Genomic DNA, 21,816 nt, shown 5'->3' with positions numbered 1-21,816 from the left:
GTGCCAGCCCGGCCCGGTGTTCACCACCAGCGAGACCCGGCCTTCGGCCCCATCGTCCGATGGTCGCGGTCAAGCCGTGATGCCCGCTCACTCCTCCGCGACCCCTGCGAGCAGGCATCTGAGGCTCCCCAGCTTCAGAACGGACTACACATCCGATGTTCACACGTTCAAAGTGGCTCGGTCCCGGTGCGAACCGAGCGAAGGTCGGAGGGCAGCGCCGCCAGCTCCGACGAAGAGGCGCCTTGGCGATCGGCTCGGCTATAGCCGCGGTCGCCATGGTCAGTGCCGCGTGTACGCAGGCCAGCGAGGGCAAACCGGTCAAGATCCCGACCTTCGGCGGGGTTCCGACCTCGGTCGATCCCACCCCGACCGAGACGACGCCGTCCTGGACACCCACGTGGGAAGCGAGCATCCCGGCGCCGGTGATCAAGCCGACCACCAAAACCACCACCCCACCGCCGACCAAGAAGACGGTCACCCCGACTCCCACCGAACCGACGATCACCATCCCGACGTTGCCCGGCATCCCGTTCGTCAGGGAAGGCGCGCGCTGCGATCAGGAAGGCGCGGTCGGCATCAGCCGTTCCGGCGACCCGCTTGTGTGTATGAACAGCCGCGGCGGTCTGCGCTGGCGCCGCCCCTGAACCGGGCGTCACTCACGTAGCGGTACGTGCATGAATACCTCGTGGCTACCGTGAAAACGTGGGTGCGGCCTGGAAAGGAGGAGCGATGCAAGGTACATGCGGATGTTGCGGTTCGTGCAGCGGTCCCGGATGTGGTTGCTGCTCCAGCTGCTCGTAGGTTCCTGCTACCGCGGCCCCTTGTTCCGATCATCGGGACCAGGGGCCGTCTTTGTTGACTCGCACCCAGTCGATGCATAACGTCCTACCTGTCCGCCGCCAACGGACCATGTCCTTTCACGGAAGTTGGCGATGATGCGACACAGTGTTGTGTCTTTTTTTGGGCCTGTGTTCCTCACCCTGCTCGCCGGTCTGACTGTTTTCCCTGGTGAAGCCGCTGCCGCGACCATCAGAGTGACCAGTTTGACCGCACTGCAGAACGCGTTGAACTCGGCGAATCCAGGCGACCGGATCGAGCTCGCGGACGGCTCGTACAACGCCACGAGCGCGATACAGATCCGACGTTCCGGCACTTCGTCCGCGCCCGTCACGGTGACAGCGGCCAACACCGGCCGCGCCGAGATCCGGGGCTCCACCGGATTCTTGTTCGCCGGTGGCGTGAACAACGTTGTCCTGCAAGGGTTCAATCTGCGGCACGGCGGCTCGCTGTCGGTCCCCTCGGACGCGCACCACATCCGCCTGACCCGCAACACTGTCCAGCTCAGCGGTGGCGGGAACTGGGTGACCATCAACGGAAACGACGTCGAAGTCGACCGGAACACCTTCCAGAACCGCAGTACCGAAGGAGTGTTCCTACAGATCGCCGGGCCGAGCACGGACGTGGCGAAGCGAACCCGGATCCACCACAACTACTTCTACAACCACACCTTCAGCGGCGCCAACGGCGGCGAGTCGATCCGCCTTGGCTACAGCCACAAGCAGTCGTACTCCGCGAACGCGGTCGTGGAGTACAACCTGTTCGAACGCGCGAACGGCGATCCCGAGGCGATCTCGGTGAAGGCGTCCGACAACATCGTGCGCTACAACACCATTCGCGACAGCCGAGGCTTCATCGTGTTGCGCCACGGCCATCGCACGACGGTCGAAGGCAACGTCATCTTCGGCAACTCCGGGATCCGCTTCCACGGCAACGACCACAGGATCATCAACAACTACGTGGCCGCCTCGGGTGGCCGCGCGATCGTGTTCGGCTCAGGTTCCGAGGCGGACAGCGGCCCGACCAGCACCGGTCATGACCGACCAGACCGGGTCACGGTGGCCTACAACACAGTTCTGGGCACGAGCGCTGTGATCGACAGCGACGGCGGAGCATTCAGCCCCAAGGACTGCGTGGTGGCCAACAACATCATCATCGGCACCGGCGGCACACTCGTGGACATGGTCAGCGGTTCGACCGTGCGCTACGAGGGCAACATCGCTTGGGGCGGCAGCGCCGGGATGCCGAACGGGTACCGCTCGGTCGATCCCCGGCTGGTCCGCGACTCGCACGGGATCTCGCGACTGGCCGCGGGCAGCCCGGCCATCGACACCTCTTCGGGCACGTACTCGTACGTGACCTCGGACATAGACCTGCAGACCCGCTCGGGCCGGTTCGACGTCGGCGCGGACGAACTCGGCGGTTCCCGCAAGCCGCTGACCACCGCCGACGTCGGCCCCACCTCGTGAGTGGTTAGCCGCGTTCTAACCCTGCTAACCACTCACGAGGGGTGAGCTGGGGTTTTAGTCGCGTTCGATGATGTGGCCGATGACGTCCGGGCCTGGGTGCGCGTGACCCGAGCCGTCGCGGCGCTCGTCTGGTTCAGGCAGTTCCACGGCTGAGCCGGTGCTGGACGCACCGGCCGGTCGTGGGCCGACCCATGCCAGCACGAGCTTCGTCTCTCCCTTGAGGAACCGGTGCGTACGGACGCCGCCTGTGGCACGGCCCTTCGGCGGGTACTGCGAGAACGGCGTGACCTTGACGCTCATCCCAGTCGACGTCACGACCATGGGCTTGCCGTGCTCGTCGTCATTGGTACGAACCGCCGCGAAGAAGATGGCCTCGGCTTCCTTGCCCAGGTTGATGCCTTGCATCCCGCCGCCCTTCAAGCCCTGCGGCCTGACCAGGGTCGAGGAGAAGCGCAGCAGCGACGAGTCGGACGCGACGAACGCGAAAGTCTCGGTGCCGTCTGTAAGCCAGGTGGCGCCGACGATCTCGTCGCCGTCCTTGAGCGTGATGACGTCGAATTCGTCGGACCGTACCGGCCATTCCGGCGCGACGATCTTGACCACGCCGTGCCGCGTGCCGACGGCCAGACCCGGCGATCCGGCGGCCTGCTCGCCGAGCGGCGCGATGCCGACGACCTTCTCGCCCTTTTCCAGCGGCACAAGTTCTCTGGTCGGCATGCCGCCACCAAGCGACACTGTGCCGGATGCTTCGGGCAGCACGGGCAACGGCAGCACAGCGGTCTTGAACGCGCGGCCTCTGTTGGTCACCAACAAGACCTGGCCACGCGCAGTCGAATGCACGATCGCAGCAACCGTGTCATGCCTGGCTCGGCCGTTGCGGCGCCTCGCCTCGCTTGCCTCTTCGGACTCGGCCGCGGTCCGGGCCACGAGACCGGTCGCGGACAGGATCACCTGGCACGGGTCGTCGGCGACCTCCAGCGGACCGGCGGGCACGGATGCCGCCAGCACCTCCTTGAGATCACCGTCGATCAGCGCGGTCCGGCGCTCGCTCGTCAGGTCCTTGGCGACCTTGCCCAGCTCGTTGGACACCGTGCGGCGCAGCACCGCCGGGTCGTCGAGGATCTTGGACAGCTCGGCGATCTCCGCGTTCAGCTTGTCCTGCTCGCCTTCGAGCTCGATCCGGTCGAACTTGGTCAGCCTGCGCAGCGGGGTGTCCAAAATGTACTGAGCCTGGATCTCGGACAGCTTGAACTGCTTCATCAAGCCGTCTTTGGCGGCCGCGGCGTCCTCACTGTTGCGGATCAGCCTGATCACCTTGTCGATGTTGATCAGGGCCTTGAGCAGACCCTCGACCAGGTGCAGGCGTTCCTCGCGCTTACGGCGGCGATACTTGGTCCGCCGGGTGACGACCTCGTAGCGGTGCTTGAGGAAGACGTCGAGCAAAGCCTTGAGCCCCAACGTCTGCGGCTGACCGTCCACAAGCACCAGGTTGTTGATGCCGAACGACTGCTCCATCGGCGTGAGCCGGTAGAGATCGGCAAGCAGCGCCTGCGGGTTCACGCCGACCTTGCACTCAATGACCAGCCGGGTGCCGTTCTCCCGGTCGGTCAGGTCCTTGACGTCCGCGATCCCGGTGAGCCGCTTGGACTTGTTCACCTCATCGGTGATCTTCTCGATGATCCGCTCGGTGCCAACGCCGTACGGCAGCTCCGTCACCGTGATCGCCTGACGGCCGCGGCTCCCCTCCAACAGACCCGTCTCCGCGCGAGCCCGCATACGGACAACCCCGCGACCGGTCTCGTAGGCCTTACGAACCTCGTCGAGCCCCAGCAACATGCCGCCCGTAGGCAGGTCCGGTCCCGGCACGAACTCCATAAGCTTGTCCAGCGACGCGTCCGGATGGTTGATCAGCCACCGCGCTGCCGCGACGACCTCACCCAGGTTGTGCGGGATCATGTTGGTGGCCATACCAACCGCGATACCCGAGGTCCCGTTCACCAACAGGTTCGGGAAAGCCGCGGGCAGCACGGACGGCTCCTGCAACGAACCGTCGTAGTTCTGCCGGAAGTCGACGGTCTCCTCGCCAAGCTCGCCGACCAGCAGCATCGCCTCCGGCGACATGCGCGCCTCGGTGTACCGGGAGGCAGCCGGGCCGTCGTCGGGCGAACCGAAGTTTCCGTGGCCGTCGATCAGCGGCGAGTTGAGCGAGAAGTCCTGCGCCATCCGCACCATGGCGTCATAAATCGCCGAGTCACCGTGCGGGTGGTACTTACCCATGCAGTTGTGGACGACGAAACCCTCAACGACGAAGGCATGTTCTTCGGTACCGACCTGGATGTCGTACGTCGTGTCCGGCGCGACCGGTTCCACCGACTCGACTGCGAGGAACGACAGCCCGGACAACTCGTCGAACCGCTCCGCGAGGTCGGACCCTATCCGGCGCAGCTTGAGATTCCAGCCATCGGTTTCGGCCCGAGACAACGAGAACGAACGATCAGCGAGTGCTGTGCCGTGCCTGTCCTTGCCGTATCGCACTGGCGCACCACTGTTGGCGGACAATGAAGTGCGGAACGCGGTTCCATCACCATCACGGAACCATCCGCCACCGACATGAGCGGCGGAGAACTCAGCCATGACTGCCCGGTTCGGCAGCCGGTCGTTGCCTTGTTTCCCGCCATAGCGAAGGTCGATCTCAGTAAGCCTGCGGAGCCCTTCGACCTTGTGCGACACCGAACTCCAGTGCAGCAGGGCCTCGGCAAGCACCGCGGCATCCTGTCCGGACACGGACAAGCCCAGCAGCGTCTTGTGGCTGCCAGCACCGGCACGTGACCAGTGATGTCCGTGAATACCGAGATCCGCGAGCATGGAATAGACCTGACGCACCAGCTGCTCGCTCGTGCTGACGAAGACGATCTCGCGATTGTTCTTCCGGACGTAGCCGTCGCCGTCGAACAGTCCGGCGAGGAATGGCATCCATTCGGACCGGTCTTCGATGACGCTGCGCGGAACACTCTTGTGCTCGCTGTGCGGAGTGCCAGCCTCCAACAAACCGTAGTTCCGCGCGAACGTGAGAACGTGCTGGTCACGATGCGCTGGCTGCTGAGCCTGCCTGACTGTCCGTGTGACCTTCACGCCGTTCTCGATGGCCCAGCCATGAGCGACGTCAATGGGCTCCTGGTCGCACATGTGGATGCGCACGCGACCGTCAGCCTGCCTCGCCCGATCCACCGCGAAACCTTCGGCCACGATCAGACCGAGTACATAGCTGCCCATGTCACCGCCGTGCAGCGGCAGGTTCCACTGTCGTTTCTGGCCGAAGCCGACAGTGAGCTGTCCGGTCAGGTCCCTGGCGTCAGTCCAGTCAACTGTCAGATCCTCGGTGACGGTACGGAACCGCTGCCCGGGGGTCACCAGCATGGTGTGCCCGTTGGTCCACTTGATACGGACCAGGTCCGATACCGGGTTCTCGTACACCGCCGTGACGGGGACGTACTGTCCCTTGCCGTCGAGCACGAGGTCACCGACTTCGATGTCCTCGATCGGCATCAGGCCCTCTGGTGTGGACACCAGTGCGCCACGGACGAAGCAGTCGCCTACGACACGTGACGACTTCACGTACGGCGTGCCGGGGCGCTGGCCGTTCTCCTGCATCGAGTACAGGATGCGGCGGTGCACCGGCTTGAGGCCGTCCCGCGCGTCCGGCAGGGCCCGCGAGTGGATGACCGAGTAGGCGTACTCCAGGTAGGAGTCCTCGATCTCGGTCTTCAACGAGTTGTCGATGACGTTGGCGCCCGCGCTGTCGAACGCGCTCGGATCGACCCGGGTGGTCGTGGTGCCTTTGCGGCGTGCCATTGGTCAGTGCTCTTCTCTGTGTCAGACGTCGATCGCTTCACGGTCAACCCGGCTGGACGACTCGACCAGCCAGTTGCGCCGCGGTTCGACTTTCTCGCCCATCAGCAGTTCGAGTGCGTCCTCGGCTGCTTGCACGTCATTGATGCTGATCCGGCGGACCGACCGGGTCGACGGGTTCATCGTGGTCTCCCACAACTCGTCCGCGTCCATCTCGCCGAGACCTTTGAACCGGGGCACCGGGGTGACGACCTGTTTGCCCGCCTTCTCCAGCGCGGCGACCGTGGTCTCCATCTCGCGCTGGGTGAAGGTGAACTTGGTCTGCGGGTTGCGGCCCTTGGTGACGACCTTGTGCAATGGCGGCATCGCGGCGTACAGCCTGCCGTCCTCGATCACCGGCCGCATGTACTTGGCGAACAAGGTGATCAGCAGGGTCCGGATGTGCGAGCCGTCCACATCGGCGTCGGCCATCAGGATCACGCGGCCGTAGCGCATCTGCGTCAGGTCGAACGTGCGGCCCGAGCCAGCGCCGAGCACCTGCACGATCGAGGCGATCTCGGCGTTGCGCAGGGTGTCGGCCAGGCTGGCCTTCTGCACGTTGAGGATCTTGCCGCGCAACGGCAACAGCGCCTGGTACTCCGAAACCCGCGCCATCCGGGCCGAACCGAGCGCGCTGTCACCCTCGACGAGGAACAGTTCGCTGCGGGACACGCCCGTTGTCCGGCAGTCGACCAGTTTCGGCGGCATGGCCGCGCCTTCCAGCGCGGTCTTGCGCCGGGCGGCGTCCTTCTGCTGCTTCTGGGTCAGCCGCACACGCGCCGCGTCGACGATCTTCTGCAGCACGATCTTGGCTTCGGACTTGGTTTTGCGGTCCTCGGTCCACGCCTTGATGTGCCGCTCGACGATGCCCTGGATGACCTTGGTGATACCGGCGGTGGACAGCTCGTCCTTGGTCTGCGAGGTGAACTGCGGCTCGGGGATGCGCACGTGGATGACCGCGGTCATACCTTCGAGCACGTCGTCGAGCTGCGGCGGGTCCTCTTTGGGCTTGAGCAGGCCACGGGTCTTGGAAATGGCCTCCTGCAACGACTTCAGCGCGGCCCGCTCGAAACCCTTGCGGTGCGTGCCGCCGTGCACGTTGCGGATCGTGTTGGTGAAGCACTCGACGACCCGGTCATAGCCGGTGCCCCAGCGGAACGCGACCTCGACCTCGGCCTGACGCTCCACTTTGGAGCGCATCACGCCGTTCTCGTCGGCAGCGTTCTCGAAGTACGTGCCCGTCCCGTTGATCACCATCGTCGCGGTGACCGGCTTCTCGCTGTCCGGAGCGAGAAACTCGACCATGTCGGTCAGGCCCTTGGGGAAGTGGAACGTCTCTTCCTCGATCGCGCCTTGCGTCGCGTCACGCAATACATAGGTGACACCGGGGACGAGGAACGCGGTGTTGCGCAGCTTGGCCCGGACCGCCTCATGGTCAAGCGCGGCGCCGTTCTCGAAGTACCGCGAGTCGTACCAGTACCGAGTGGACGTTCCGGTCTTCTCGCCGCGCTTCATCCGGCCGGTGACAACGAGGCCGGGCTGCTTGGTGAACTTCGCCTTCGGCCCTGGACCGTCGAACACACCGGCAAGGCCCTGTGCGAACGAGATCTCGTGGACCTTGCCCTCACGCTTGACCACGACGTCGTACCGCAGGGACAACGCGTTCACCGCCGAGGCGCCGACACCGTGCAGACCACCGGAGGCCTTGTAGCCCGACCCACCGAACTTGCCACCGGCGTGCAGCCTGGTCAGGACGAGCTCGACACCGGACAGACCAGACTTTTTGTGCACACCGGTCGGGATGCCACGGCCGTCGTCATCGACCTGCACGCTGCCGTCGGCGTGCAGGGTGACGACGATCCGCTTGGCGAACCCGGCGATGCCCTCGTCGGTCGAGTTGTCCACGATCTCGGTGAAGAGGTGGTTGATGCCACGGCTGTCGGTCGACCCGATGTACATCCCCGGGCGCTTGCGGACAGCCTCAAGCCCTTCGAGGTGCGTCAGGTCGTCGGCCCCGTAGATGGTCTCGGCTGTCACGACGTCGCTCTCCCCAAGAGTCGTTTGCTAGGTGCGGCGAGTAGAGAGAGTATCCGTACCCACCGACAGTCTGTTCGAAGACTCTCAGCCTGTCGCGACACTGAGGGGCAGGAACAGACGTTTCCGGTCACCGGGCAGTGACGCTCCGTGCACCATCACCTCGGTCCGCATCCCTCGTGCGATGCCCAGCCCCTCCACCCATTCCCGCAGTTCAGGGTGGGTATCGTCGAGGTCGAGCCGGACCGTGGTGCTGATCCCGGCGGCCAGATCGGAGATCAGGTTCTTCGCCATGGTTTCGTTATCGGCGACAACCGGTCCGATCACCGTGTCGTCAACGTTACGCCAGGCAGCCGCGTATCCACGAATGCCTTCCGTGCCCTCGATCACACGCAGCTGTTCGGTGAATACCGGCAGCCTGCCGAGCACCTCGGGCCGCGGCGCGCCGAAGACCTCGGCATCCAGCGCCGCGATCGCCGCCATGTCCTTTGTGGACGCTGGACGGGAGGCGCCGGACGCGGGTGGCCGGAACTCGCCGCGATAGATGTAGGAATCCCCGATCGAGCGGAACCCGAGTTTCTCGTAGAGCGGCTGGCCGTAGGTGGTCGCGGTCAGCCACGTCGACTCGGTCCCGGCTTCGGCCATCGCGTGCTTCATCAGCTGCCCGCCAAGGCCCTGCCTGCCGAACTTCTCGGCGACGAGCATCATGCCGATACCGGACAACCGTGTTCCGTAGCTGGTACAGACCACGCAGCCGGCCAGTCCGCCGTCGGGATCGTCGATCCCGTAGACGTCGCCGATCTCGAACAACAACCCCCATTTGTGCGGCTCCGCGGACCACTTGCGCCCCGCGGCCAGCGCGAGACAGTCATCCAGCCTTGTCGCGTCGATACGCCTGATCAGCATGGGGGCACCGTACGTAAGGCACGGTGGATTAGCGACTGACTATCAGCCGGAACCCCGCGTCGTACTCGTCGAGTTCCAGCAGGTCCGCGTGCCGTCTCTGCCACGTGCCGTCGATCAGGTCCGCATGGAGCTTGATCAATCCGCGTTGGACCGCGACCTTCGGGGTCTGCGCAAGAGCGGAACACGTGACCCGTGCGGTCAGATAAGCCTCAGGACGCCGCCAGTACGCGGGAAACACCCCATCGGTGAAATCCCACGGCACCGGCAACGGAATCATGTAGTCCGCGCCGAGTTCCTCGGCGATGTCCGGCGCCGACGGCCGGGCCAGCTCCAGTTCGGCGATCTGCGGCACGTACTCCTGGACGAACCAGAACTCGGAGTGCAGCCGGGTGTCGTAGGCCAGCACGACCTGCTGGGACGCGACGCGCTTGAGCTCGGCGATGCCTTTGCGCCAATCCGTCCAATGATGGACGGTCAGCACGGCAAGGACGGTGTCAACCGCGGAATCCCTGAAGGGCAAGGATTCCGCGACAGCGCGGACGACCGGCGGGGCGTCGGGGCCGCGCTGGCTGATCATCTCGCTGGACGGCTCGACCGCGTAGACCGCACGATCCACCGGCTCGTAGCTGCCGGTTCCCGCGCCGATGTCCAGCACGGTCCGCGCTTCCCCCAGTGCCGCAAGGATCGCCGACATCCACCTCGGGTCGGTCCGCCGCGCGGTGGTGTACCCGACCCCAATCGAGTCGTACAGCATCCCCTCAGCTTAGATTCCCGCAATCCGGAACTTCGTTGTATGCGCGGAATGCCGCCGGTTCGGGTGAAAAATCGGTGGCGCGCGGCTCAGCGGTGTTGCTACCTTGCCGGAAATCCGACCCGGGCCCGGTGCGGCCCTAGAAAGTAGATGGTTTATGACCGTGCGCTCCGAGGGCGCCGAGTAAGCGCGTTCCCGGCGTTGTGTGGCTCGACGCCCTCCTTCCGGTGATCTTGGAAGTCGAATCCCGGCTAGGAGCACACAGTTGTCCATCAAGAACCCCTATCTCAGCACGGACACGTTCACCTGTCTCCGATGTGGACTGATCGTGTCCAGGCAGGCCCCGGACGGGCGGCTGCGCAATCACTGCCCCAGCTGCCTGCATTCACAGCACACCGTGGACGCGGAGTGCCAGTCGAGGATGATCCCGATCTCGATCGCCGTGCTGCGCAACGGCGACTGGATGATCATCCATCGGTGCACGAGGTGCGACGAGCTGACCTCCAACTCGATCAGTACGGATGACAACCAGCTCGTGCTGATCCGCATGGCGGTACGGCCGCTGGCTCAGCCACCGTTCCCACTGGAAGCGTTCGGTGGTCTGTGATGCCCAGAAGAAACCCTGGTCGTGGTGTCCCGCAGCGTGCGAAAGACAACCGCCGAGACAACCCAGGCGACGCGTTCCGATGCGTCGGCTGCCGTCTTGACGTGCCCTTCTACGCACCGGGAACCGCGCATCGCAACCATTGCCCGAACTGCCTGACCAGCCTGCACGTCGACGGCCGGATCCCAGGCGACCGGCGGGCGACATGCCGTGGCCGGATGGTGGCGTTGAGCCTGTCCGTCCGGCCTGACGGCGAATGGATGATCATCCATAGCTGCGTGGCGTGCGGCGAGCTCAGCGCCAACCGCGTTGCCGGTGACGACAACGCGCTCGTTCTGCTGCGTATCGCGTTGCGGCCGTTGGCTTCGCGGCTGCCTATTTAGATTGGGGCAGTTTCTTGGAACCGCGCTTGGCGGCGGGAGCGGACGGCGGTGGCACAACCGGTCCGATGTCGCCGTCAGGCGCGGTGTCGAGGTCGACGATCACGGGCGCGTGATCGCTCGGCCCGGTGCCCTTGCGCGCCTGCCGGTCCACCCACGACGCCTGTACTCGTTGGGCCACAGGAGAACTGGCCAGGACGAGGTCGATCCGCATGCCCAAGTCCTGGTGGAACATGCCTGCCCGGTAGTCCCAGTAGGTGAAGACGCGGTTGTCCGGCCATTTGTCCCGCATGACATCGTGCAGCCCCAACGCCTGCAGCTCAGCCAACGCGGCCCGCTCAGGAGGCGTCACATGCGTGTGCCCGATGTAGGCCGCCGGGTCGAACACGTCCGCGTCCGTCGGCGCGATGTTCATGTCGCCGCACACCACAACCGCCGCAGGGCCCGTCTTAACGACGTCACGCAACGCCGCCAGCCACTCAAGCTTGTACTTGTAATGGTCCGAGTCCGGCGTCCGCCCATTGGGCACGTAGACCGAGTGCACCCGTACGCCGTCGCACGTCGCCGACACCGCACGCGCCTCGGTATGGGGGAAACCAGGCGCGCCGGGCAAACCGACCGTCACGTCCTCAAGACCAACCTTGGACAGGATCGCGACGCCGTTCCATTGCACTTCACCGTTCAACGCGACCTCATAGCCACGCTCGCTGAGGTCTTCGCCCAGCAGCGCGGTGAAGGCCTCGTCGGCGAGCTTCGTCTCCTGCAGGCACACGACATCGGGTTGGCGCTGGTCCAGCCATGGCAACAGCCGGGGCACACGCTGCCTGACCGAGTTCACGTTCCATGTCGCTACACGCACGCCGCACACGTTAGCCCTCCGGGAAACAAGCCACAGATCTAAGCGCCGCGCAGAAGCCGTAACTGACCGATCTCCGCCACGTTCTTCATCAACTCGGAATTCACCCAACCGGCCATATGGGCGACGGTCATCGCCGGATCGTCCTGCCACGGAAATGGCGCGGGTGCGGTGAGATCGATGTCGGCGAGCACTTCGATCCACTCGGCCCGCAAGTCCCGCAACCATTTGACGGCGGGATCGCCGTCACCAGGCCAGCCGATCGCGGTGCGATCGCGTGGTGTCCGGCCGCTCGCGTGATCCAGGGTGACCGACCACCACCAGCCGATATGCCAAGTGACCCATGCGATCGTCGGCACTGGGATCGGGTCGGGCTCGGTGTCGGCCCAGTCCGGCACGCCGTCGCGGACCGCCCACGTGTGCGCTGCGGGCTGCCATCGGAAATCGTCGGCCGTCAGCTCGGCCAGGTGCAGTTCCAGCAGGGACCAGGTCAGGTCGAACTGCCACCGCAGCAGGTCACGCATTGCGTAATCGTGTCACGAAAGGGAAGCGGTTTTTCGTACCGGAATGTTCCTGTCGTGTATTGGGATGGGTCCCGGCCGGACCGTGGCACAATCTGCGCTCAACCATTCCAGCTGAGGGGAAACCATGAAGCGCCGTCTCGTCGCCTTACCCGTGCTCGCCATCATGCTGACCGCGTGTTCCATCGCGAATCCGACCTCGAGCGAGGTCTCCTTGCAATACGGCGCCGGTCCGTTCGACTCGCGGAAATTCGTGGAGTGCGAGACCGACCGGGATGTCAGTGACGTCAACGACGATCACTATTACTACCCGAAAGGTCAGCGGGACTTCACCTTCGGCGACGGCGACGGCATCGACTCGGCACCGCTGACGTCGACGACGCAGGACTCGCAGGAGATCAAGGTGACCGGGACGGTCAAGTTCACCCTGAACACGGACTGCACGGAGTTCACCGACCCGACCGGGAAACTGTGGCCTGGCGGGAAAATCCAGATGTTCCACGAACTGATCGCCTACAAGTACGACGCGGCGCCGTCCGACGGCGGCGAGCAGATGCAACCCGGCTGGAACTCGTTGTTGCGCAATTACGTCGGCGCCGCACTCGACCGGGCAACGGACAACGAAGCGCTGAAATACCCGTGGCAGAAGCTGTACACCGACGCGCCATCGAAAGCGCAATGGGAACGGGACGTGCTCAACCAACTGCCCGAAGTGCTCAAGAGCCTGACCCAGGGCGTCGATCTGATCACGATCAATTCGGTGCTGCTGCAGAAGCCAGGCATTCAGCCGGGCCTGGTGCAGGGCCTGACCGACAAGCAAGCGGCGGAGCTGCGCAGCCAGGCGGCGGACGTGGACAAGCAGGCGGCCGCGAACTTCCCCGGCGGAATCCCCGGCTACCAGGCGTATCAGCAACAGCAGGCGGTCAACGAGGCGATCAAGTCCGGCAAGGTGCAGGTGCTGCCGGTGCCGCAGGGATCACCGATCATGGTGTCGCCGAACAAATAGAGTGCGGGTATGGCTGTCGTACGCGCCGAGTTGACCATCGGGGAATTGTCCGACCGCAGCGGGGTGCCCACCTCGGCACTGCGGTTCTACGAGCGTAAAGGCCTGATCCACAGCAGGCGGACAGCGGGAAACCAGCGCCGCTATCGCCGGGAAACCCTGCGGCAGGTGGCGTTCATCCGTGCGTCGCAGACGGTGGGCATGCCGTTGTCGGTGATCGGCGACGTCCTCGGGCTGCTGCCGGAGGGCGTCGCACCGAACCGGGAGTTCTGGGAAAAGGCATCCGCGTGCTGGAGTGCCGAACTGAACTCCCGGATCGAGCGGCTTGAGCGGATGCGGGACAAGTTCACCAGTTGCATCGGCTGCGGCTGCCTGTCGTTCAGGGAATGCGGACTGGTGAACCCCTCGGACGCGTTGGCCGACGAGGGATCCGGTCCGCGCAGGCTGTTCTAGGCCTTCTGCAGCGCCTGGTCGATGTCCTGCCAGAGGTCCTCAACATCCTCAAGCCCAACGGATAGCCGGAGCAGGTGGTCGCTGATGCCCGCGACTTGGCGGTCCTCGGGCTCCATGATGCGGTGCGTGAGCGAGCCGGGGTGCTGGATCAGGCTGTCGACGCTGCCGAGGCTGACCGCGGGCGTGAACAACCTGACCGCGGAGACGACGGCAAGCGGATCGCCGTCAACCTCGATCGACACCAAGGCGCCCCCGATCTTCGGGTAATGCACACTCCCCACCTTCGGGTGATCTCTTAGCCGATCGGCAAGCTCGGAGGCGTTGGCGGACGCCTCACGAATACGGATAGGAAGCGTGGAAAGCCCACGTAGCAACAAATAACCCGCCATCGGGTGAAGAATCCCGCCAGTGACGAACCTCAGCTGACGCAGCGTGCGCGCGTACTGCTCATCACACGCGATGATCCCACCCATCACGTCGCCATGACCGCCAAGGAATTTGGTGGCGCTGTGCAAGACAATCCTGGCGCCGTGCTCAACGGGCCGCTGCAGGACAGGCGTAGCAAAAGTGTTGTCCACCAACAACGGGACATCCCCCGCGGCCACCGCAAGCCGAGCAATGTCCACTTCGGTCAAAGTCGGGTTGGCGGGCGACTCGACAATGACAAGCCCAGTGTCCGGCCTGACCGCCTGCGCAACCTCATCAGGACTGGCCCACGTGACAAAGTTGCCCAACAACCCAGACGCCACAAGATGATCGGTCGTGCCATACAACGGCCGCACAGCAACAACATGCGGCTTACCTTGCACAACCGCAGCTAGCAAACACGCGGACAACGCCGCCATACCGCTGGCGAACGCAACGCCCGCCTCGCATCCCTCCAACTCAGCCAAGGCGGTCTCAAACCTCGCGACCGTCGGATTGCTGACGCGACCGTAGATCGGCAGCCCACCGTCCATCTCCCCGGTAGCAAGGACATCAAGCCGCGCAGCCTCGGCACTGCTGTCCCTAGCCGGGTAGGTCGTGGACATATCGAGGGGAATGGCATGAACGCCCAGGTCAACGAGATCATCGCGACCGGCGTGAATCGCACGGGTGTCGAAAGCCATAAGTCGAGCATGCAAGCCGATCCGGGCAGATAGCGTCTTCACCGAACCCAGTTCGGCCACTGGCCCGGTTCATGACCTGAGATTCGGTTCCCACCCAAATTTTCGCCTGTGAACCGGATACAGTTCGACGCATGCCCGACCTCGACGCGGTAGACGTGGCGATCCTGCGGATGCTGCAGGCCGACGGCCGCATAGCCAACAAAGACCTAGCGGCCCAAGTCGGCGTCGCGCCGTCCACCTGCCTCGACCGAGTGGCCCGCCTCAAACGCCTCGGCGTGATCACGGGCTACACCGCAACCGTGTCCCCAGAGGCCGTAGGTCGCAGCGTGCAAGCGATGCTGGCAGTCCAACTGCAGCCGCACGCGCGACCGTTGATCGACCCGTTCGTGAAACACGTGCAGTCCCTGCCCGAAACCGTGGCCCTGCACCACGTGACCGGCGGCAGCGACTTCATGGTGCACGTCGCCTGCCACAGCACCGGAGACCTGCAACGCCTGGTGCTCGACGAATACACCTCCCGCCGCGAAGTGGGCCGAGTAGAAACCCACCTGATCTTCTCCACCTGGCCAGGCGGCCCAGTCCTGCCACCTCTCAACCAAACCCCTCGGACCTAACCCACCCAGCTATATCAGGACACGTCGAAGACGTGTTCAAAGGTCAAACCACAGCGCCAATTCCTGACAAGCCAAGAGGCTGGAAAGAAAACCAACCGCACCGTGGGGGCTTGGGGGTCGGCCCCCCAAAGTTATGACGGGCGACCCGGCGAAAGTGGCGCAGCCACTGAGCAGGGTCGCCCAGAGCGCGTGGGCCGGGTGGGGCTCGAACCCACGGCCAAGGGATTATGAGGCAACCGGCCAGCCTCGCCCGAGTCGACTACCTGCGGAAACATTCAGAACGAGATCACTGCTGGGTGCGACAGAGGCTCGATTCGACGTTAGTTCGCACCCAAACTCGCACCCAGGACCTTCATTGCAGAGATGACTGAGGCGAAGCAGGCATGCTCGATGACGACATACGCCACGTACTGACTTCGCGTTGGCGCCGCTTGGGCGTTGTCTTGGACGTGGCCAGGTAGGCGGGTAACACCGTTCGCGCCACGGCCCCGCATCATGATCAACGGACACTTCGCTATCCGCGTCATTGGAGTGACGCTGAGGGGCGGATAGGCGCGGTAGCGATGACCTCTCGCGGCAGCCGGGAACTAGTCGGCCAATCTCGGCGATGATTGTGAGCTGATTTCGTCGCGTTGTAGATATGTCTGACATGGCTCAACTCGCGTGCTAATTTACGCAGCGTAAGTGAACGGTGACAGGCACTCCATTGTGGCCATGCTGATTGAGAGCCAGTCCACTAGTGAGTGATCTGGGCGAGCCAGGGTTCTGTCAGGGGAGGACGACTTTGGAGAGTGCAGTTAGTTGGCCGACAGAGGGAACACCGCTGCCAGCGATGTTTCCGCCAATTCTTTACCTTCCGACCGCGGGCGAACCGAACGGCGGCAATCTGACTATCGAGCTGCGCAAGACCAAGGACGGGCGTATGGCGTTATTGGCCTACTCTGCCCTGGACAGGTTGGTGAATTGTTGCGGTGCGGCGCAACCCTGGGTTGTAGTGCCGGTTGCAAACCTCGATAAGATTCAGCAAGCACAGCCATTCGAACTGGTTTTGCTGGACGTTCACATACCAGATGAGCATCGACATGGCGGTGACGCACAGTGACCAGCCAAAATGTAGACCACGGAGTTCTCTCAAACATTGCCAGCACACTGCGGTCCACTAGCTCCGATGTAGATGGTCTAGCAAATTCACTTCCGAGAACGCCTGACGCCGGTAATGGCACGGCTGCCATCGTGGCGATTCTCTCGAAACTTACTGATCACGCTGGACAGTTGGTGGTCGGTGCGGCAGCGGCGGCTGAAACGGTTGCGTCGAATAACGAAACGTACGCAGAGAATGACCGGAGTTCTGCTGAAACGATTACCCGCAGCGGTGGCAAGGTGGTGTGACGTGCCGATTGATACCAAGGTCCAGGGTAATCCAGCAAGTATTACAGGCGTGGCTCATTGAGGTAATCTCACCAAGATTCTGGTTCGTTTGTTGAGCCGCGAAGCTGCTCGGACGAGCGCTGGTCGATGTGCTGGGGAGTGGTGAGACCCGGGGAAAGATGGGCGGGGAGCCCTTGGTAGAACTGGATTGCGAAGATCAAGTCCGGACCAGAAGGCTCCCCGTGATTGCGTATCGTGCCATGCTCGATGTCCCGCGTGAACTGGCCCTCTACCTCAGCCGGCTGCTGCACGCCGAACGCCGCCGACGCGGCACCCGCAAGAACAGCAGGGCGTTGACCTGCTTTCGCCACGCGGTGCTGGGCCTGCGCTGGTTCCGGCAGAACACCGACGTCCCCGCCCTGGCTCGCGATCACGGCATCTCCCGCGCCACCGGCTACCGCTACTTGGATGAGGTCGTCATCGTGCTCGCCGAGCAGGCGCCGGACCTGCATGAGGCCCTGCAGCGGGCCAAGGATGAGGGCACGGCCTACGTGATCCTCGATGGAAAGGTCTTCTCCGCCGATCGCTGTAGCGAGAAAACGTTGAGCGTGAAAGGCGAGCCGATCGACCTGTGGTACTCCGGCAAAGCCCGCGAGCACGGCGGCAACATCCAAGCGCTGTGCGCGCCGGACGGTTTTCCGTGGTGGGTCTCGGATGTCGAGCCCGGTTCACTCCATGACTTGACCGTGGCGCGCGAGCATGTGCTGGGTGCGCTGTACTGGGCCGCCTCGCACCTTGATCTGCCGACGCTGGCCGATGGCGGCTACGACGGTGCCGGCATCGGCGTGCACACCCCGGTCAAACAGCCTGCCGATGGCCAGGTCCTCGACGTGGACACCCGCACACGCAACGCTCTGCTGCGTGGCCTGCGGTGTCTGGGCGAACGTGGTTTCGCCCTACTCACCGGACGCTGGCGCAGCCTGCGGCATCTCACCGCCAGCCCCAGCAAGATCGGCGACATCGTCAAAGCCGCCCTTGTCCTCACGCATTTCGAACACGGCAAGATCGCGTGAAAGTCGCTGAGATCACCTCATTGGGTACGCTCATCATATGCGAGTACGGTTACAAGTGCCGCGTCACAGATCTACCAAGTTCGAAACTCTGCGGACTCGGGGTGGGATAGTCCAGCTGGCGAAGCATTTCGCGCTAAGATGACCAACGGAGCTCAGAAGACCGACGACCTGGCAGCCGCCGCTAATAATGCAGCGCAGCGCTTCGACGAATATTCGGCAGGGCTTCAGCGAATTCAAGGTGATATGGCTCGAATTCGGCAGGCCGGAGCCGATGCGGGTCTGAGAGTTGATGGCGACCTCATTCTGGAACCTGGACCGCCACCTCCAGCGCCTGGCCCTTCGCCGACCGGAGATTCTGCCACACCTGAAGCCGTTGCTGCGCACAATCAGGCAACTGCCGCTCAAAATACGTACGCCAATCTGACAGCAGCGTACGCGAAAGCTCAACAGGAAACTGAATCCGTTCGTCGTGCGCAGAAATTTCTTGACGACACCCTGAACAATGCATGGAACGACATCAAGAGTAAGTGGTTCCTCACTATCGGCGACCTTGCCAATGGCGCGGTCGAAACCTTGCGCACGCTTCATTCTTCAGTGCTGCTCAGGGAGTCGGTCAGGTTGGCTGACGATGCCGCAAAGTTCATGGCGGCAGCCACGTCTGCGTCCGGAGCGGCGCCTGATGTGGTGTACAGGGATGTCGACACTGGCCGGACAATGGCGCAGTCGGCAGACGACCTGGCGAGGGAGTCGGCAGATGCAAAAGCTGGCGCGGGCAAATTTGCGCTCAAAGCTGGGGGTGCGCTGGCGGCGGCTGGGATCATTTACGACATCGCGGTAACGGACAAGCCGGTTGGTCAAGCCATTGTGTCAGGAGCCGGAGGCTTCGCGGCTTCAATTGCGGCTGGCGCAGCAACTGGCGCCATAGTCGGTTCGTTTGTTCCTGTACCTGGTGTCGGGACCGCAGTTGGGGCGGTCGTCGGCACGGCAGTCGGTCTCTTCACCTCAGGTGCAATCGACTCGCTGTATCAGAACGGTATTGGCGCCGTCGGAGATGCCGTCGAGGCGGGTGGCCAAGCGATCGCCAATGCGGGCAAGGCTATCGGTGATGCGGCGGGAGCCGTGGGTGATGCGATTGGAGATGCCTGGGATGCCATCTTCTAACCGGACAACTTGGGTGGCTGAGTGGGGACAACCGCGCCGTGCTAAGTGGTATGCCGGTCTGGCGTGGCTGGCGTTGTTGGCGCTCGTGGCCTTCGCAAGCGCGGGTGTCGCGGCAACAGGTGAGATGACTGGCGCAGTCAAATATCTTCTGCTGTTCGGTGTGCTATTCGTAATTATCATCGTTGTCGGCTTCGACAGTCGGATAAATCTCCGTAAGCATGGGGCGAGTGCGATTCGAAATCAGTCAGGTGCAGGTTTGGTAATCCCTTATAGTCGAATCGGCTTCATTGGATCTGCGCTTATGATGGTCATGTTGGTTGTTATTTTCGCGGCAGCTTCTTATGATTTTGCTCGCAACGTCGAAGGTGACGTAACCTCTCCGATCGCGGCGGCTATCGTATTTGGTTTGATCGCAGCGTTTTTCGCCACCTATCCTCTCCAGATCGTCACAGGAAAGATAGCCCGCGGCAAGGTCATCCTAACTCCCTCTGGAATCGAGCATAGAAGCTGGGGCTACCAGTCCCGGTTGTCGTGGGACGATGTGGTGCATGTGTCCGCAATAAACGGTGACGGCCCGCAGATCTGGCTTAGAGCCAACAGTGGCGCTGTTGAGACCACACGGTTCGCACGTATTTGGGGTGGTAGGCCACGCGACAACTCAGGGATTGCAATCGAAGGTAAGAACCTTTTTGTTGACCCTGCGCTCGTTTATCGGATGGTGAGCTTTTATGTGAGTAATCGGACGGCTCGAACCGAACTAGGTGCAGAGGCCGCCTTGCAACGGGCTCGAACGTCCTCCTATTCCTCACCATAAGTCACATTTCAGCCATCAGGGCTTGCACACGCCGCTGCTGTCTGGCGGAGCCGATGATTTCGGCAAGTCTCGCAGCGTAGCTAGCCTGCCGTCTGGCTTCGTCACGTTCGTCCACTGCGGTCAGCGCCACTGCTAGATCAACCCGCAGTGCTGTTTCGGCCCTCGCGAACGATGGATCGAGCCGGTCAAGCGTGCCGGACAGAACTGTAGCCGCTTCAGCGGGTCGGAGCCGCGCAAGAGCATGACCACGCCACCGGTCCAGGTGGGTCGAATCAAGTACGACGTAGGGGCCGTCATTTATAGCCTTCTCGGCGGTCAGCAATTTTCCCGCGTCATCGAATGCGCGGAGACTGCTCGGACCTTCGCCATTCGCGGCCAGTGCTTCCCCATGTGCAGCTGCGAGCCACGAACGAAGAACTGCGGGCGAGGAAGCCGCTACCTTTGCTCGCGCAGCTGCAAGCAATGCGGTTGCTTCGGCTGGCCTCTCAATATCGATCAGGACGAATGCGTGTTGCGCCGCAGCGTGAGCTTCAAACGCGCGCGAGTTGGACTCCGAAGCCGCATATTTGGCAGTTTCGTAATGCTGCCACGACTCCATTGGGTGTCCAAGGTCGAGCGCCTGCCATCCTGCAAGCATACAGAGCTCGGTCAGCAAGGCAGCCAATCGTGAGCGTGTATCCGGCGAGAGACTGTACGAGAAAAGTAGCTCGACCTGCTCGATTTTGGCTTCTACTTCACTACGCGCAACGATGGCTCCCAATTGACGGTCAAGTCGGCGTATTGCGTCCAGTTGTTCGTGTAGGAGCCGGATAACATTGATGTCTACCCGTTCGGATGTTCTGAGCCTTTCTCGTAGCTCGACACCGGGATTGTCTTCGTTGATCTGCGGATCCGATGTTGACAGCAACGCCTCGATCTTCACATCAAAGATTCGTTCGAGGAGACGGGCGGTTGCAGGCCTGACTCGGCCAAGGGGTCTACCGTCATAGCGGCGACCGGCGACGAGGCGTTGCAGGTGCCCAGCGCTGAGGGTGCCGGGTTCCCCATGCTCCTGGGCGAAGTCCTCGGCAAAGGCGGCGAACTCTTCCAGCGTTTGGTTTCGCTCGCGTATGAGCCGTTCAAGCAGGGTTCGCGCCGGTCGACTAGCGCCGCTAGTACTGGACATCGTCCGCCATGCCTCCCCAACCAAATCGCTGGCTGTCTATAGGCCGTCAGCTGGCCGTACGCAGGCCGTGGACTCCACGTTCCGCTGACGACAAGCTGATTTCAGTCTGACACAGTCGCGAGTCGACTTGTTGGATGGTTCGGCGGTGCGAATCGTGTGCGGTTCGTTGCCTCAGCCGCCGGGCGAGAGGCGCGGCCCGGGTACTTCCGCATTCCTACCTGGCCGCGCCCGCCGTAGGAGAGGTCGTGGCCGGAACCAGGGCTAATCAATAGGCCCATCGGCTCCGGTCACGACTTCCACATTGGACGTCAGCTGAAGGAGCCAGGCCGTGCGAATCGCAACGGAGCAGCCCGGCGCGGTGGATCAATCCCCGCGCCTAGGTATCCCAGACCCCGCAGGCATGCCGCCACTGTGTGACGAAGTGGAGTTCGTCAAGATCGTTGGTGAAGTGGTGGCGAACGACGCGCCCCGCAGGTTCGCCGTGGTAGCCGAATACGGCGACCGAGTGGACGCGATGTGTGTGGCGTGGGGTCTGGCGTTTGAGCGCTTTGCGTTCGCGGTCAGCCTGAACGGTCACAAGCAGTACCTCGCGACCGAGCCTGAGTCCGTCCTGCCGTACTTCCGTGTCGAAGGGCGCGTCACTCCCCGGCTGATATGGCACGACAACGCCGCAGCGACTGCGCCAGAGTCCGAGGACTAAGGCCCATGTGGATGACAAGCATTACCGACGACGCGGACCACGTGGTGTCCAACGACAGTATGGAAGCCGGTTTGACGGCCGGTGAAGGTGTGTACCGCGCGGACTGTGGC

The 21,816-nt window shown here is 63.4% G+C and carries 20 protein-coding genes; 12 read left to right on the top strand and 8 right to left on the bottom strand.

Translation table 11 applies throughout. From position 1 onward, the window contains the following. Positions 1 to 242: 242 nt before the first annotated feature. A complete protein-coding gene (locus LWC34_RS54900; RefSeq protein WP_233734630.1) occupies positions 243 to 644 on the top strand; it encodes a hypothetical protein in 402 nt (133 codons plus the stop codon). A 291-nt stretch (positions 645 to 935) separates the two neighbouring features. Beyond that, the gene (locus LWC34_RS54895; RefSeq protein WP_233734628.1) at positions 936 to 2,306 is read left to right on the top strand and encodes a polysaccharide lyase 6 family protein; all 1,371 of its coding nucleotides are present in this window, start codon (positions 936 to 938) and stop codon (positions 2,304 to 2,306) included. Between the two features lie 54 nt (positions 2,307 to 2,360). Here the strand turns inward: LWC34_RS54895 and LWC34_RS54890 are convergent, their stop codons facing one another. The 4 genes from LWC34_RS54890 to LWC34_RS54875 all read right to left on the bottom strand — a co-directional run bounded on the left by LWC34_RS54890 (position 2,361) and on the right by LWC34_RS54875 (position 9,888). Then, the gene (locus LWC34_RS54890) at positions 2,361 to 6,158 is read right to left on the bottom strand and encodes a DNA topoisomerase (ATP-hydrolyzing) (protein ID WP_233734626.1); all 3,798 of its coding nucleotides are present in this window, start codon (positions 6,156 to 6,158) and stop codon (positions 2,361 to 2,363) included. A gap of 21 nt (positions 6,159 to 6,179) precedes the next feature. Further along, positions 6,180 to 8,231, bottom strand: a complete 2,052-nt coding sequence (locus tag LWC34_RS54885) for a DNA gyrase/topoisomerase IV subunit B (RefSeq protein ID WP_233734625.1) — start codon at positions 8,229 to 8,231, stop codon at positions 6,180 to 6,182. Between the two features lie 84 nt (positions 8,232 to 8,315). Continuing rightward, positions 8,316 to 9,134 carry a GNAT family N-acetyltransferase gene (locus LWC34_RS54880; RefSeq protein WP_233734623.1) on the bottom strand — a complete coding sequence of 273 codons (819 nt, stop codon included), beginning with the start codon at positions 9,132 to 9,134 and terminating at the stop codon, positions 8,316 to 8,318. Positions 9,135 to 9,162: 28 nt separating this feature from the next. Further along, entirely contained in the window at positions 9,163 to 9,888 is a 726-nt protein-coding gene (locus LWC34_RS54875) for a class I SAM-dependent methyltransferase (RefSeq protein ID WP_233734621.1), read from the bottom strand. 262 nt (positions 9,889 to 10,150) lie between these two features. Here LWC34_RS54875 and LWC34_RS54870 point away from each other — a divergent pair, with 262 nt between their 5' ends. Together LWC34_RS54870 and LWC34_RS54865 are read left to right on the top strand one after the other, a co-directional pair. Beyond that, entirely contained in the window at positions 10,151 to 10,492 is a 342-nt protein-coding gene (locus tag LWC34_RS54870; RefSeq protein ID WP_233734619.1) for an RNHCP domain-containing protein, read from the top strand. Further along, positions 10,492 to 10,872, top strand: a complete 381-nt coding sequence (locus tag LWC34_RS54865) for an RNHCP domain-containing protein (protein WP_233734618.1) — start codon at positions 10,492 to 10,494, stop codon at positions 10,870 to 10,872. Before LWC34_RS54870 ends, LWC34_RS54865 begins: the two co-directional genes overlap by 1 nt. Here the strand turns inward: LWC34_RS54865 and LWC34_RS54860 are convergent. Next, positions 10,865 to 11,728 carry an exodeoxyribonuclease III gene (locus LWC34_RS54860; protein WP_443667764.1) on the bottom strand — a complete coding sequence of 288 codons (864 nt, stop codon included), beginning with the start codon at positions 11,726 to 11,728 and terminating at the stop codon, positions 10,865 to 10,867. The two genes, LWC34_RS54865 and LWC34_RS54860, sit on opposite strands and share 8 nt — an antisense overlap. A 38-nt stretch (positions 11,729 to 11,766) precedes the next feature. Continuing rightward, entirely contained in the window at positions 11,767 to 12,249 is a 483-nt protein-coding gene (locus LWC34_RS54855) for a DinB family protein (protein WP_233734614.1), read from the bottom strand. A gap of 124 nt (positions 12,250 to 12,373) precedes the next feature. On the opposite strand from LWC34_RS54855, the gene LWC34_RS54850 reads away from it, so the two are divergent. After that, positions 12,374 to 13,252 (top strand): SPFH domain-containing protein, encoded by an 879-nt coding sequence (locus tag LWC34_RS54850; protein ID WP_233734613.1) that lies wholly within the window; start codon positions 12,374 to 12,376, stop codon positions 13,250 to 13,252. Between the two features lie 9 nt (positions 13,253 to 13,261). Then, positions 13,262 to 13,702 (top strand): redox-sensitive transcriptional activator SoxR, encoded by a 441-nt coding sequence (gene soxR / locus LWC34_RS54845; protein WP_233734611.1) that lies wholly within the window; start codon positions 13,262 to 13,264, stop codon positions 13,700 to 13,702. On the opposite strand, the gene LWC34_RS54840 is transcribed toward soxR, so the two are convergent. Then, a complete protein-coding gene (locus LWC34_RS54840) occupies positions 13,699 to 14,811 on the bottom strand; it encodes a trans-sulfuration enzyme family protein (protein ID WP_233734609.1) in 1,113 nt (370 codons plus the stop codon). The two genes, soxR and LWC34_RS54840, sit on opposite strands and share 4 nt — an antisense overlap. 131 nt (positions 14,812 to 14,942) lie before the next feature. On the opposite strand from LWC34_RS54840, the gene LWC34_RS54835 reads away from it, so the two are divergent. From LWC34_RS54835 to LWC34_RS54815, 5 genes are all read left to right on the top strand, one after another. Further along, complete coding sequence (locus tag LWC34_RS54835) at positions 14,943 to 15,425, top strand: Lrp/AsnC family transcriptional regulator (RefSeq protein ID WP_233734607.1); 483 nt, start codon at positions 14,943 to 14,945, stop codon at positions 15,423 to 15,425. 784 nt (positions 15,426 to 16,209) lie between these two features. Further along, positions 16,210 to 16,527: an SAV_915 family protein gene (locus LWC34_RS54830; protein ID WP_233734605.1), complete on the top strand. Its 318-nt coding sequence runs from the start codon at positions 16,210 to 16,212 to the stop codon at positions 16,525 to 16,527. A 508-nt stretch (positions 16,528 to 17,035) separates the two neighbouring features. Then, a complete protein-coding gene (locus tag LWC34_RS54825) occupies positions 17,036 to 17,866 on the top strand; it encodes a transposase family protein (protein WP_233722715.1) in 831 nt (276 codons plus the stop codon). A 138-nt stretch (positions 17,867 to 18,004) separates the two neighbouring features. Next, complete coding sequence (locus tag LWC34_RS54820) at positions 18,005 to 19,027, top strand: hypothetical protein (protein WP_233734604.1); 1,023 nt, start codon at positions 18,005 to 18,007, stop codon at positions 19,025 to 19,027. Then, on the top strand, positions 18,990 to 19,841 hold the full coding sequence (locus LWC34_RS54815) for a hypothetical protein (protein ID WP_233734602.1): 852 nt from the start codon (positions 18,990 to 18,992) through the stop codon (positions 19,839 to 19,841). Before LWC34_RS54820 ends, LWC34_RS54815 begins: the two co-directional genes overlap by 38 nt. Before the next feature lies 1 nt (position 19,842). Here the strand turns inward: LWC34_RS54815 and LWC34_RS54810 are convergent, their stop codons facing one another. Beyond that, positions 19,843 to 21,006 (bottom strand): NsdA family TPR-like regulatory protein, encoded by a 1,164-nt coding sequence (locus tag LWC34_RS54810; protein ID WP_233734601.1) that lies wholly within the window; start codon positions 21,004 to 21,006, stop codon positions 19,843 to 19,845. 328 nt (positions 21,007 to 21,334) lie between these two features. On the opposite strand from LWC34_RS54810, the gene LWC34_RS54805 reads away from it, so the two are divergent. After that, a complete protein-coding gene (locus LWC34_RS54805) occupies positions 21,335 to 21,706 on the top strand; it encodes a hypothetical protein (RefSeq protein ID WP_233734599.1) in 372 nt (123 codons plus the stop codon). The last annotated feature ends 110 nt before the right edge of the window (positions 21,707 to 21,816 follow it).

Origin of the sequence: Kibdelosporangium philippinense, assembly GCF_021390435.2 — a bacterium.
In the GTDB taxonomy this organism is placed as follows: domain Bacteria; phylum Actinomycetota; class Actinomycetes; order Mycobacteriales; family Pseudonocardiaceae; genus Kibdelosporangium; species Kibdelosporangium philippinense.
This window is presented reverse-complemented; position numbering and strand designations above follow the sequence as displayed.